The sequence below is a fragment of the Streptomyces sp. NPDC036813 genome, from assembly GCF_055609245.1.
This window is the reverse complement of sequence record NZ_JBVJPV010000023.1, coordinates 22,614-34,251: the sequence shown is the minus strand read 5'-3', so window position 1 is coordinate 34,251 and position 11,638 is coordinate 22,614. Positions and strand designations below refer to the sequence as shown.

The 11,638-nt window shown below is 70.4% G+C and carries 13 protein-coding genes and 1 pseudogene; 5 read left to right on the top strand and 9 right to left on the bottom strand.

Features of this window, described 5'->3' with window-relative positions:
* The first annotated feature begins 137 nt into the window (after positions 1 to 137).
* The 3 genes from ACZ67Q_RS35145 to ACZ67Q_RS35135 all read left to right on the top strand — a co-directional run bounded on the left by ACZ67Q_RS35145 (position 138) and on the right by ACZ67Q_RS35135 (position 3,701).
* On the top strand, positions 138 to 581 hold the full coding sequence (locus ACZ67Q_RS35145) for a Fur family transcriptional regulator (protein WP_471190487.1): 444 nt from the start codon (positions 138 to 140) through the stop codon (positions 579 to 581).
* A gap of 72 nt (positions 582 to 653) precedes the next feature.
* On the top strand, positions 654 to 2,870 hold the full coding sequence (gene katG / locus ACZ67Q_RS35140; protein ID WP_471190486.1) for a catalase/peroxidase HPI: 2,217 nt from the start codon (positions 654 to 656) through the stop codon (positions 2,868 to 2,870).
* Positions 2,871 to 3,032: 162 nt separating this feature from the next.
* Positions 3,033 to 3,701 (top strand): O-methyltransferase, encoded by a 669-nt coding sequence (locus ACZ67Q_RS35135; protein WP_471190484.1) that lies wholly within the window; start codon positions 3,033 to 3,035, stop codon positions 3,699 to 3,701.
* A 119-nt stretch (positions 3,702 to 3,820) separates the two neighbouring features.
* On the opposite strand, the gene ACZ67Q_RS35130 is transcribed toward ACZ67Q_RS35135, so the two are convergent.
* On the bottom strand, positions 3,821 to 4,219 hold the full coding sequence (locus ACZ67Q_RS35130; protein ID WP_471190482.1) for a VOC family protein: 399 nt from the start codon (positions 4,217 to 4,219) through the stop codon (positions 3,821 to 3,823).
* 305 nt (positions 4,220 to 4,524) lie between these two features.
* On the opposite strand from ACZ67Q_RS35130, the gene ACZ67Q_RS35125 reads away from it, so the two are divergent.
* Positions 4,525 to 4,926 (top strand): SseB family protein, encoded by a 402-nt coding sequence (locus tag ACZ67Q_RS35125; RefSeq protein WP_391682046.1) that lies wholly within the window; start codon positions 4,525 to 4,527, stop codon positions 4,924 to 4,926.
* Between the two features lie 15 nt (positions 4,927 to 4,941).
* Here the strand turns inward: ACZ67Q_RS35125 and ACZ67Q_RS35120 are convergent, their stop codons facing one another.
* The 4 genes and pseudogenes from ACZ67Q_RS35120 to ACZ67Q_RS35105 form a co-directional block, all read right to left on the bottom strand.
* Positions 4,942 to 5,340: a MarR family winged helix-turn-helix transcriptional regulator gene (locus tag ACZ67Q_RS35120; protein ID WP_471190480.1), complete on the bottom strand. Its 399-nt coding sequence runs from the start codon at positions 5,338 to 5,340 to the stop codon at positions 4,942 to 4,944.
* Between the two features lie 73 nt (positions 5,341 to 5,413).
* Complete coding sequence (locus ACZ67Q_RS35115) at positions 5,414 to 5,764, bottom strand: VOC family protein (RefSeq protein WP_471190478.1); 351 nt, start codon at positions 5,762 to 5,764, stop codon at positions 5,414 to 5,416.
* Between the two features lie 219 nt (positions 5,765 to 5,983).
* Positions 5,984 to 6,196: a hypothetical protein gene (locus ACZ67Q_RS35110; RefSeq protein WP_471190667.1), complete on the bottom strand. Its 213-nt coding sequence runs from the start codon at positions 6,194 to 6,196 to the stop codon at positions 5,984 to 5,986.
* A 36-nt stretch (positions 6,197 to 6,232) separates the two neighbouring features.
* A pseudogene (locus ACZ67Q_RS35105) lies at positions 6,233 to 6,398 on the bottom strand (MerR family transcriptional regulator); the annotation flags it as partial.
* A gap of 28 nt (positions 6,399 to 6,426) precedes the next feature.
* Here ACZ67Q_RS35105 and ACZ67Q_RS35100 point away from each other — a divergent pair.
* Positions 6,427 to 7,302: a methyltransferase domain-containing protein gene (locus ACZ67Q_RS35100; protein WP_471190476.1), complete on the top strand. Its 876-nt coding sequence runs from the start codon at positions 6,427 to 6,429 to the stop codon at positions 7,300 to 7,302.
* Here ACZ67Q_RS35100 and ACZ67Q_RS35095 read toward each other — a convergent pair.
* Genes ACZ67Q_RS35095 through ACZ67Q_RS35080 form a run of 4 tightly spaced genes read right to left on the bottom strand, consistent with a single transcriptional unit; the run spans position 7,283 to position 11,509 of the window.
* On the bottom strand, positions 7,283 to 8,314 hold the full coding sequence (locus ACZ67Q_RS35095) for a LacI family DNA-binding transcriptional regulator (protein WP_471190474.1): 1,032 nt from the start codon (positions 8,312 to 8,314) through the stop codon (positions 7,283 to 7,285). The two genes, ACZ67Q_RS35100 and ACZ67Q_RS35095, sit on opposite strands and share 20 nt — an antisense overlap.
* Complete coding sequence (locus tag ACZ67Q_RS35090) at positions 8,311 to 9,216, bottom strand: carbohydrate ABC transporter permease (protein WP_471190472.1); 906 nt, start codon at positions 9,214 to 9,216, stop codon at positions 8,311 to 8,313. The genes ACZ67Q_RS35095 and ACZ67Q_RS35090 overlap by 4 nt, the downstream gene beginning before the upstream one ends.
* Positions 9,213 to 10,190, bottom strand: a complete 978-nt coding sequence (locus ACZ67Q_RS35085; protein ID WP_471190470.1) for a carbohydrate ABC transporter permease — start codon at positions 10,188 to 10,190, stop codon at positions 9,213 to 9,215. Before ACZ67Q_RS35085 ends, ACZ67Q_RS35090 begins: the two co-directional genes overlap by 4 nt.
* Positions 10,187 to 11,509: an ABC transporter substrate-binding protein gene (locus tag ACZ67Q_RS35080; protein ID WP_471190468.1), complete on the bottom strand. Its 1,323-nt coding sequence runs from the start codon at positions 11,507 to 11,509 to the stop codon at positions 10,187 to 10,189. The genes ACZ67Q_RS35085 and ACZ67Q_RS35080 overlap by 4 nt, the downstream gene beginning before the upstream one ends.
* Between the last annotated feature and the right edge of the window lie 129 nt (positions 11,510 to 11,638).

The following is an 11,638-nucleotide window of genomic DNA, read 5'->3' as shown; positions in this document are numbered from 1 at the left end:
ACGTCCGGGTCGGGGGCGAGCAGGAGAGCGAAGTGACGCGTCCCTGACACGTGCCGAACGGGTCCCGTACCCACGTCACAAAATTGAATCGTTCGTTTTTCTGTACCTCTCGTGTCTGGGGGAGTAGGTTGCTCGCCATGAGCGCACCCCGGTCTGCGACCGCTGCCGAGGAGCTGCGCGGTGCCGGCCTGCGCGTCACGGCCGCCCGCGTGGCCCTCCTCGAAACCGTCCGTGCGGGCGACCACCTCGACGTCGAGGCGATCGCCGGCGGCGTGCGCGCCCGCGTGGGCCACATCTCCCTCCAGGCCGTCTACGAGGCCCTGCACGCGCTCACCGCGGCCGGGCTCATACGCCGTATCGAACCGGCCGGCAGTCCGGCCCGGTTCGAGGGGAGGGTGGGGGACAACCACCACCACGTCGTGTGCCGCTCCTGCGGGACCGTCGCCGACGTGGACTGCGGGGTCGGTGAGGCGCCCTGCCTGACCGCCTCCGACGACCACGGCTTCGTCATCGACGAGGCCGAGGTCATCTACTGGGGCCTGTGCCCCGACTGCTCCACCGCAGGCAGTTCAGGACCCTGATCCCCAGGCAGTTCAGCACCCTGATCCGCAAGCAGTTCGGCACCATGATCCGCTTAGTTCGGAAGGATCCGCATGTCCGAGAACCCTGACGCAATCGTCACCGACCCCAAGACGGAGGGCACAGGTGGCTGCCCCGTCGCGCACGGGCGCGCCCCGCACCCCACGCAGGGCGGTGGCAACCGCCAGTGGTGGCCTGAGCGGCTCAATCTGAAGATCCTCGCCAAGAACCCCGCCGTGGCCAACCCGCTCGGCGAGGAGTTCGACTACGCCGAGGCGTTCCAGAGCCTCGACCTCGCCGCGGTCAAGCGGGACATCGCCGAGGTGCTGACCACCTCGCAGGACTGGTGGCCGGCCGACTTCGGTCACTACGGCCCGCTCATGGTCCGCATGGCCTGGCACAGCGCAGGCACCTACCGCATCAGCGACGGCCGCGGCGGCGCCGGTGCCGGTCAGCAGCGCTTCGCCCCGCTCAACAGCTGGCCGGACAACGCCAACCTGGACAAGGCCCGCCGTCTGCTGTGGCCGGTGAAGAAGAAGTACGGCAAGAACCTCTCCTGGGCCGACCTGCTCGTCCTGACCGGCAACGTCGCGCTGGAGACGATGGGCTTCGAGACCTTCGGCTTCGGCGGCGGCCGCGCCGACGTCTGGGAGGCCGAGGAGGACGTCTACTGGGGTCCCGAGACCACCTGGCTCGGCGACGAGCGCTACAGCGGCGACCGCGAGCTGGAGAACCCGCTCGGCGCCGTCCAGATGGGCCTGATCTACGTCAACCCGGAGGGCCCCAACGGCAACCCGGACCCGATCGCCGCGGCCCGCGACATCCGTGAGACGTTCCGCCGCATGGCGATGAACGACGAGGAGACCGTCGCGCTGATCGCCGGCGGCCACACCTTCGGCAAGACCCACGGCGCCGGCCCGGCCGACCACGTCGGCAACGACCCCGAGGCCGCCTCCATGGAGGAGCAGGGCCTCGGCTGGAAGTCGACCTACGGCACCGGCAAGGGCGGCGACACCATCACCTCGGGCCTCGAGGTGACCTGGACCAGCACGCCCACGCAGTGGGGCAACGGGTTCTTCAAGAACCTCTTCGAGTACGAGTACGAGCTGACCGAGTCCCCGGCCGGCGCCAAGCAGTGGGTGGCCAAGGACGCCCCGGAGATCATCCCGGACGCGCACGACCCGTCGAAGAAGCACCGCCCGACGATGCTCACCACCGACCTGTCGCTGCGCTTCGACCCGATCTACGGGCCGATCTCCCGCCGGTTCTACGAAAACCCGCAGGAATTCGCGGACGCCTTCGCCCGCGCCTGGTACAAGCTGACCCACCGCGACATGGGCCCGAAGTCGCTGTACCTCGGCCCGGAGGTCCCGGCGGAGACCCTGCTGTGGCAGGACCCGCTGCCGGAGGCCGAGGGCGAGCCCATCGGTGCCGCCGACGTCGCGGCCCTGAAGGCCAAGCTCCTCGACTCGGGTCTGACCGTGTCGCAGCTGGTCACGACCGCCTGGGCGTCGGCCTCGACGTTCCGCGGCAGCGACAAGCGCGGCGGCGCCAACGGTGCCCGCATCCGCCTCGCGCCGCAGCGCGGCTGGGAGGTCAACGACCCCGACCAGCTCGCGCTCGTGCTGCGCACCCTCGAGGGCATCCAGCAGGAGTTCAACACCGGTGCCCGCAAGGTGTCGCTGGCCGACCTCATCGTGCTCGGCGGCTGCGTCGGGGTGGAGAAGGCCGCCAAGGACGCCGGGTTCGACATCGAGGTGCCCTTCACCCCGGGCCGCGTCGACGCGACCGAGGAGCAGACCGACGTCGAGTCGTTCGAGGCGCTGGAGCCGACCGCGGACGGCTTCCGCAACTACCTCGGCAAGGGCAACCGTCTGCCGGCCGAGTACCTGCTGCTCGACCGCGCCAACCTGCTCACCCTGAGCGCCCCCGAGATGACGGTCCTGGTCGGCGGCCTGCGCGTGCTGGGCGCCAACCACCAGCAGTCGCAGCTCGGTGTCTTCACCAAGACGCCGGGGGCCCTGACGAACGACTTCTTCGTCAACCTGCTCGACCTCGGTACGACGTGGAAGTCGACCAGCGAGGACCAGACCACGTTCGAGGGCCGTGACGCGGCCACGGGCGAGCTGAAGTGGGCAGGCAGCCGTGCCGACCTGGTCTTCGGCTCGAACTCCGAGCTGCGCGCGCTCGCGGAGGTCTACGCGAGCGACGACGCGAAGGAGAAGTTCGTCGAGGACTTCGTCGCGGCGTGGGTCAAGGTCATGAACCTGGACCGGTTCGACCTCGTCTGATCGTCCCGTCCCGAACACACAGTCCGGGCCGGCCCACTCGGGCCGGCCTGGACTGCTGTCCGGCGACGCCCGGACGGGCACGGTAATCGCTGTCGAAGAAGCGGACGCCCGTAGTAAGTTCCCTTTGTAAACTCACTCGTTCGCGCCGTAAGGGAGCCCGCCGTGTCCCAGGAGACCTGGACCGCTGTCGACGCCTACTTCAACGACCTGCTCGTGGAGGAGGACGCCGCCCTGCGCGCGGCCGTCGCCGACGCCGACGCGGCTCGGCTTCCGGCCATCCAAGTCGCCCCCAACCAGGGCAAGTTGCTGAACCTCCTGGCGCGGATCCGCGGTGCCCGCACCGTCCTGGAGATCGGCACGCTCGCCGGCTACAGCACGATCTGGCTGGCCCGCGCCCTGCCCGAGGACGGACGCGTGGTGACCCTGGAGGTCGACGAGCAGTGCGCCGCCCTCGCCGCCGCCAACGTGGCCCGCGCCGGGCTCGAGAACATCGTCGACATCCGTCTCGGCAAGGCGCTGGACATCCTGCCCCGGCTCGTGGAGGCCGGGGAGGGCCCCTTCGACCTCGTCTTCATCGACGCCGACAAGCCCTCCAACCCCGCCTACCTGGAGTGGGCCCTGCGGCTCACCCGTCCCGGCAGCGTCATCGTCGGCGACAACGTCGTACGGGAAGGCGCCGTCACGGAGCCCGGCAGCTCCGACCCGCGGGTCCAGGGCGTGCGCCGCTTCACCGAACTGATCGCCGCCCACCCCCGGCTGACCGCGACGACCCTGCAGACGGTCGGCGAGAAGGGCTACGACGGGTTCACGCTGGCGCTGGTGACCGACTGACCGGCGGGCGGGTTGCCGGAAGTGGACCCCCGGGAGGCAGTCATGTGTGCAGCACCCAGGTACGCGCAGGCCCCGGCCGGCCCACCGGCCGGTGAGCTGTCCGGGGCCCGTTCCGATCGTCAGCCCTGGGCGGCCGGCCGGCCGCCGTAGGGGACCGTGATCAGTTCCAGCGCGTGACCCGCGGGGTCCAGGAAGTACACTCCGCGGCCGCCGTCGTGGTGGTTGATCGTGCCCGGCTGCCGCTGGTGCGGATCCGCCCAGTGCACGATGCCGCGTTCGGTGATCTTCGCGTACGCCGCGTCGAACTCCTTCTCCGAGACGAGGAAGGCGTAGTGCTGCGGCGTGATCCGCTCGACGGGAGCGGTGGCGAAGTCCAGCGTCACGCCGTTGGCGAGCTGGACCGCGACGAACGGGCCCCACTCCCCGGCGATCTCCAGCCCCAGCAACTCGGCGAAGAACTCGGCGGACTCCCGGTTGTCCCGGGCGTGGACGATGGTGTGATTCAACTCGATGGACAAGGAATGCCTCCAGCAGGCATCTCCCGGCACCTCCATGCCTCACCCGGCCGGTGACCGGCACGCGACGCCGTCGGCGATGCTAGCCGACCGCTCTCGAACACGCGTGTCCCCGTATGAGTTCCGGTCACGGCGCCAAAGGCGTCCCGCACCGAGGGGTGACGCGGAGGCCTCCCGTTCAGCGCGCTGCCCGATCGATCGCCGACAAGGGGAATGATCGCGTCCGGGTCGGGTACGCGTGGCCAGACCGTGCCCGGGAGCCGTCACCGAAAACGGCCCGCATGACCGCCGCTACCAGGGAAGACACCATGGACACACCCGAGAACGACAACACCGCCACGCCCGCCCAGCGCGCTCTGGACGCGCTCGCCCAGAACACGGAGGACACCGCGGCGCTCGACACGCTGGCCCACAGCGACGTCCTGGTGCCCGTGCCCGACGACGTCGCCGAAGAGGACGCCACCAACCCCTCCGCCGTGGCCCTGCCGGTGCTGGAGCAGCCGGGCGGCAACCCGGTGGTCCCGGTCTTCACCTCGGAGCCGGCGATGGCCGACCTACTGCCCTACATCTCGCGCTACCGTCTGGTGCCGCTCGGCGCGCTGGCCGCCCAGTGGCCCGCGGACGACCTGTCGCTCACCATCGACGCGGGCTCGTCGCACCCGCTGACGCTCACCTCGGAAGGCGTACGCACCCTGCTGGCACGGCCGTAGGAACGGACGCGGGGCCTACTCGGGCCGGCCGCCGAGCATCCGCTCCAGCACCTCCCGCTGGAGCGGTCGCACCTGTGTGTGCAGCCGGCGGCCCTTGTCCGTCAGGGCCACCCACACACCCCGCCGGTCCTCGGCGCACACCGAGCGCTCGACGAGGCCGTCCTTCTCGAGGCGGCCGATGAGGCGGGACAGCGCGCTCTGGCTGAGATGCACCTGTCCGACCAGGTTCTGCACCCGGCACTGGTCGCCCGGCCCGGTCGAGGCGTCGGCCAGGATGTCCAGCACCTCGAAATCGCTGGCGCCCAGACCGTGCGGATGCAGGGCCCGGTCGATCTCGCACATGGTGCGGGCGTGCACGGACAGGATGTCCCGCCACCGCTCCTCGAGCCGCGCCTCGGCCGTCTTCGCTGCCATACCCGCACGGTAGCACCGAATCGGCCATTCGTTGACTATGCAACTAGTGCGGGCGCAACGAGTCGTACGCTCCTCAGGCCACCGGGTCCTGGAGCAGCCCCACCAGGTTGCCGTCGGGGTCCTTCACGGAGACGATCAGCCGGCCGTTGCCGACGTCGCGCACGTCCTGGACCACCTCGGCGCCCGCCTCCAGCAGCGCCGCGAGCCGCTCCCGCAGGTCGGTGACGTGCCAGAACGGCACCGGCCCGGTCAGACCCTGAGCGTGCCCGTTCGGGTCCAGGCCCACGTCCTGGCCCTCGGCCTTGAAACCGACGTAGTACGGCTCGTCGACGTACGGCTCGACACCGAGCAGGGCCGTGAACACCGCCTTGGCCCGGTCCTTGTCCTTGACGGGGTAGATGATCGTCTGCACACCGGCGCTCATGGCACTCACTCCTCGGGAGGGCGGAATTCCGACGGGTTTCCGTCGATGCACACCACGCTAGGACGGCTTGGCGTGCCGTGGCTTCTCCGATCCTGACCGGTCACGAGGGCCCGGCGCTGCCTCGGACGGTGCACGGCGCCTTCGCGAGCGCGGAGTACGACGCCAGGGTGACATCGCCTCCGACCGCCATACGGGGGAACGGCCGCGGTGGAGATCAGGTCAGTCAGCAGTGGTCGCACCGGGTGCCATGAGGTGGTGCCGGAAGTGCGGGCAGGTCGCCAGCTTGGTGTGCGCGCAGTCCAGGGCGCACTGCACCAGCGCGAGCGAGGCCTCGGCCGCCGCGATGCGCTCCCGTAACGCCTGCGCCTCCCGCCGCAGCACCGCGCGGCGCACCTCCGGGCCGCCGGCCGTCATGGTGCGGATGGTGTCCAAGGACAACCCTTCCGCCTTGCCCCGCTGGATCACCGCCACCCGCACCGCGTCGGCTTCGCCGTAGCGACGCTGCCCGGGCCGTTTCCCGGGCGGGGGATGGGAGCTCCACCGACTCCCAGTGGCGCAGGACGTGCGGCTCCAGCCCGAAGCGTCGCGCGAGAGCGCCGATACTCAACCGCCCACCCTGTTCGCTTGACCTCATGCCGACATCAAGTCGCAGCCTGGGCCGCATGACCAAGGAAGCGACCAAGGCCACGTCCACGGCAACGACCGAGGAGACATCCAGGGCGACGACACAGGCAACGTCCACGACGACCGAGGAACCGGCCGACGAGGTGCTCGGGGAACGGACGCACACCGACACCCTGATCGCCCGGCTCGACGCCGGCGACCTGCTGCCGGGCGCCCGCGACCTGCGGGAGCTCTCCCACGACCTGCTGCGCCACCCCCGCTGCGTCGTCGACGTCGGCTGTGGCACCGGACGCGCCGTCGGCGAGCTGTGTGCACGCGGCGTCGCGGTGGTGGGAGTCGACCGGGATCCGCACATGGTGGACGTCGCCCGCACCTGGTGGCCCCAGGCGGACTTCCGCGAGGGGAACGCCTCCGCGCTTCCCCTGCCGGACCACTCCTGCGACGGCTACCGCGCCGACAAGGTGATGCAGGAACTCGCCGACCACGCACGGGCGTTGGCACAGGCACGGCGCGTGCTTCGCCCGGGCGGGCGGATCGTACTGCTCGGACAGGACTGGGGCGGGCTGCTGATCGACTCCGACGACCCGGACACCACCCGGAGCATCGTGCGGGCGCGCGCCGACCTGGTCACCGCGCCCCGTGCCGCCCGCGCTCAGCGCCGGCTGCTGCTGGAGGCCGGTTTCACCGACGTGACCGTGGAGGTCCGCACGACCGTCATCCTCGGCGCGCAGGCCCTACCGCTGCTCACCGGGCTCGCCGAGGCCGCGTGCGCCGCCGGGGCCGTACCGCGCGAGGCCGCCGACGGCTGGCTCGCCGAGCAGCGCACCCGCGCCGAAGGAGATCACGCCCTGCTGGCCGTGCCCTTCTTCGTCGCCGCGGCCACCGCCCCGCCCGTCACGTGGACGCCCGCTTGACGAGTTCTGTCGGCAGGATCACCGCTGCCGGGTCCTCGCCCCCGATCTGGGCGAGCAGGACCCGGACCATCTCGGCACTGATCCGGTCCCACGGCTGCCGTATGGTCGTCAGCTCGGGGGTGGCGGACAACGCGGCGGGGGAGTCGTCGAAGCCGCCCACCGCCACGTCCTCGGGCACCCGGCGCCCGGCCCGGTGCAGCGCGGTGAGCACGCCCTGCGCCATCAGGTCGGAGGCGACGAACACGGCGTCCACGTCGGGCGCCCGCTCCAGCAGCCGCTCGGCGGCCTCCTCGCCGCTGGCCCGGCTGTAGTCGCCGGAGGCGATCAGCCGCTCGTCGACCGGCAGCCCCGCCTCGGTGAGGACCTCCCGGTACCCGGCGAGCCGTTCGACACCGCCCGGGGTGTCGAGCGGGCCGGTGACCGTGCCGATCCGGCGCCGCCCGAGCGAGAGCAGATGGCGCACCATGTCCCGGGCGCCGTCCCGGTCGTCGGCGGCCACATAGCTCACCTTCGAACCCAGCCCGATCGGCTTGCCGCACGCCACGAGCGGCACGCCCGCCTCGCGCAGTTCCTGGGCGACCGGGTCGCCGGAGTGGCTGGAGACCAGCAGCACCCCGTCGACGTGCCCGGCGGTGATGTAGCGGGTGATCCGCCGCCGTTCGTCCTCGGTGCCCGCCAGCATCAGCAGCAGCGGGACGTCGTGCGCGGCGAGCGCCTGGGTGCAGCCGCGCAGCAGCACATTGAAATTGGGGTCCTCGAAGAACCGCTCCTGCGGCTCGGTGAGCAGGAAGCCGACCGAGTCCGACCGCCCGGTGATCAGCGACCGCGCGTGCCGGTTCACGACGTAACCGGTCTTGCGGATGGCCGCGTTGACCGCCTCCTGCGCGGCGGGGCTGACGTAGTGGCCGCCGTTGAGCACGCGTGACACGGTGCCGCGCGAGACGCCCGCCTCGCGCGCCACGTCGTGGATCGTCGGCGGCCTGCGCCGGCCCCCCGATGTACTCATGGTCATGACTTTACGGCCCCGGAGAGCAGGTCCAGGCTCCAGAAGCGCTGGATGACCAGGAACAGGGCGACCAGCGGCAGCACCGCGAGGAACGCGCCCGTGATCACGAGCGTGTACAGGGCGGGCGTGTTGGCACCCTGCTCCAGCAGCGTGTACAGACCCAGCGTGATCGGGAACTTCTCGTCGTCGCTGAGCATGATGTACGGCAGCAGGAAGTTGTTCCACACGGCCACGAACTGGAACAGGAACACCGTCACCATGCCCGGGACCATCATCGGCAGCGCGATCCGGGTGAAGATCCGCCACTCGCCCGCCCCGTCCATCCGCCCGGCCTCCACCACGTCCGCGGGGACCGCGGCGGCCGCGTAGATACGCGAGAGGTAGACGCCGTACGGCGAGAGGATCTGCGGCAGCAGCACCGACAGATAGGAGTCCGTCAGGTTCGCCTTCGCCAGCAGCAGGTACTGCGGTACGGCGAGGATCACCGGCGGCATCAGCACACCCGCGAGCAGGATGTTGAACACCGCCTCGCGGCCGCGGAAGCGGTAGGTCGCCAGCGCGTAACCGCTGAACGCGGACACCACCGTCGACAGAAGGGCCCCGAACCCGGCGTAGAGGGCGGAGTTGCCCATCCACTCCCAGTACACACCGTCGCGGTAGGAGTTGAGATCGCGCAGGTTGTCGGCGAATCCGCTGCCCGGCAGGAACGTGAACGTGGAGAACAGCTCCTTGCCCGACTTGGTGGCCGCGATCACCACCCACGCCACGGGCAGCAGGCAGTACAGCGCGCCCAGCAGCAGCGTCACCGTCGGCACCAGCGAGATCCGGCGGCGCAGCGGGGGCCCTTGGGCGGTCCCCGGCGTCGTGCCGGCCGCCGGGGCGGCCTTGCGGAGGGCCACGGAACTCATCGGGTTGCCTCCTGCTTGTTGCGGCGGTTCGCGGCGCGCAGGAAGCCGAACGACAGCACCAGCGTCGCCAGGGCGATGATCACGGCCTCGGCGGCGGCCGCGTAGATGTCACCGGAGCCGAAGGCGTCCCGGTAGACCTTCATCAGCGGGCTCCACGTCGTGGACACCGAGTTGGTGAGCGGCTTCAGCGTCGTCGGCTCGTTGAACACCTGCAGCGTGGCGATGATCGAGAAGAAGAACGTCAGCACCAGCGAGGGCGCCACCATCGGGATCTTGATCCGCAGCGCGATCTGCAGCGGGCCGGCGCCGTCCAGCTTCGCCGCCTCATGGACCTCGGCCGGGATGGCCTGCAACGAGGTGTAGATGACGATCATGTTGAAGCCGGTGCCGCCCCACACCGCGATGTTGGACAGGGCGAGATAGAGCGGACCGCCGTCCAGCAGGTTCGGCTGCGGAAGGCCGAACTCCTGCAGCACGTAGTAGAAGGGGCTGACGTCCGGCAGATACAGAAAGCCCCACAGCAGCGCCGCCACCACGCCGGGAATGGCGTACGGCAGGAAGATCGCGAGCCGGGTGAAGGGGGCCAGGCGCACCGTGTCGGAGTCGAGCATCAAGGCGAACAGCAGCGCGAGGCCGAGCATGACCGGGACGACGACGCACCCGTACCCCAGCACCCGCAGCGCGCCGTGCAGCAGTTCGCTGTCGGTCAGCGCGTCGGTGTAGTTCTCCAGACCGGCCCAGACCTCGTGGCGGGCGTTCGCCCCGAGGCCGAGCCCGGAGACGTGCACCCTGCGGAAGCTGAGCCAGACCGCGTAGCCGATGGGCAGCGCGAAGAACAGCAGGAAGAGGACCGTAGCGGGGAGAAGGAAGAAGTACGGCGCGCGAAGCGCACCTTTGAGGGCGGTGCTGCGAGACGGGTGGGCGTACGGGGCCGGCCCGACTCCGTACGACCCCCGGTGTGCCGTGCTGCTCACCGACCGACCTCGAAGCCCTGCTTCTTCATGTCGGCGACCGTGTCCGCCTGCATCTTCTGCAGCGCGGCGACGAAGTCCGACTTGTTCTTGGCGGCGGCGCCGAAGGCGTCCTTGAAGGAGGTGTAGGCGACGTTGACGTTCGGGCCCCAGGCGGAGGGCGCCGTGGTCTCGGCGATGTCGGCGGCCTTGGTGTAGAAGTCCACCTGGTTCGAGAAGAACTCCGGCGGGTTCTGGAAGGCACCGCTGAGCTGGGCGGAGGTGGACGCCGGGTAGATGCCGCTCTCCTTGGCCAGCGCGTTGAGCGCCTCGGCGTCGGTGTTCAGCCACGCGGCGAACTCCGCGGCGGCGTCCTTGTGCTGCGAGTCCGTGGTGACGGCGGTGGAGGAGCCGCCCCAGCTGCCGGTGCGGTTCTCGCTCTTGGACCACTGGGGGAGCGGGGCCATGGCCCACCTGCCCTTGGTGTCCGGCGCGGCCGTGGTCAGCGTGCCAGGCGCCCACACCGCGCTGACCCACGCGATCTGCTTGCCCGTGTTCAGCGCCTTGTTCCAGGCCGGGGTGTACATCGGCTGGTTGTCGACGGCGCCCTCCTTGACGAGGCCGCCCCAGAACGTGGCGACCTTCCGCGTCGCCGCGTCGTCGATGCCGACGTTCCACTTGTCACCGGACGTCGTCCACCACTTCGCGCCGGCCTGCTGGGCGAGGCCCGCGAAGAGACCGGAGTCGTTGGCGGAGAAGGTGGTCAGGGACTTGTCCGGGGCCTTCTTCTTCAGCGCGCGGGCCGTCTGCGCGAACTCGTCCCAGGTGGTCGGGACCGTCAGGCCGTACTGCTTGAAGAGGTCGGCACGGTAGTAGAACATCATCGGCCCGATGTCCTGGGGGACCGCGTACACCGCCTCCGTGCCCAGCGTCGCCTGCTGCCAGACGCCGTCGGCGAACTTGCCCCTGACGTCGCCCACGTCCTTGGCGATGTCGGCCAGTGCGTCATTGCTGACCAGCGTCGGCAGCGCCTGGTACTCCGCCTGCACCAGGTCCGGACCCTTGCCGGCCTTGTGCGCGGTGAGGATCTTGGTGACCAGCGTGTCGCCGGACGCCTGCTTCTTCACCGTGACGGAGATCTGCTGCTTCTTGCCCGGCCCCTTGTTCCACAGGTCCACGACCTTGTCCATACCGGGGGTCCAGGTCCAGTACGTCAGCGAGACGGGCCCGGACTGTGCGTCGCCCTTGGAGTCGTCGGACGAGCCGCAGGCGGCGAGGGCGGTGGCGCCGAGCGCGACGGCGACGGCGGAAGTCACGAGGCGTCGGCGCTTCGTGTACGGCATGGTTCTCTCCCCTGACCTGGGTCTCCGCTCGATTCCGGAGACCTGCCACACAGATCTGCCAGGGCCGCTTCCCTCCGGTCTTCACCTGTTGTGCGGCCCTGCCGTGCTTCTGTGAGCGTTCACAGTAGA

Bases quoted from the DNA above. Each gene is read 5' to 3' on its own strand.
- ACZ67Q_RS35145 (WP_471190487.1), top strand. From the start codon at position 138: ATGAGCGCACCCCGGTCTGCGACCGCTGCCGAGGAGCTGCGCGGTGCC.
- katG (WP_471190486.1), top strand. From the start codon at position 654: ATGTCCGAGAACCCTGACGCAATCGTCACCGACCCCAAGACGGAGGGC.
- ACZ67Q_RS35125 (WP_391682046.1), top strand. From the start codon at position 4,525: ATGGACACACCCGAGAACGACAACACCGCCACGCCCGCCCAGCGCGCT.
- ACZ67Q_RS35120 (WP_471190480.1), bottom strand. From the start codon at position 5,340: ATGGCAGCGAAGACGGCCGAGGCGCGGCTCGAGGAGCGGTGGCGGGAC.
- ACZ67Q_RS35115 (WP_471190478.1), bottom strand. From the start codon at position 5,764: ATGAGCGCCGGTGTGCAGACGATCATCTACCCCGTCAAGGACAAGGAC.
- ACZ67Q_RS35100 (WP_471190476.1), top strand. From the start codon at position 6,427: ATGACCAAGGAAGCGACCAAGGCCACGTCCACGGCAACGACCGAGGAG.
- ACZ67Q_RS35095 (WP_471190474.1), bottom strand. From the start codon at position 8,314: ATGACCATGAGTACATCGGGGGGCCGGCGCAGGCCGCCGACGATCCAC.
- ACZ67Q_RS35090 (WP_471190472.1), bottom strand. From the start codon at position 9,216: ATGAGTTCCGTGGCCCTCCGCAAGGCCGCCCCGGCGGCCGGCACGACG.
- ACZ67Q_RS35080 (WP_471190468.1), bottom strand. From the start codon at position 11,509: ATGCCGTACACGAAGCGCCGACGCCTCGTGACTTCCGCCGTCGCCGTC.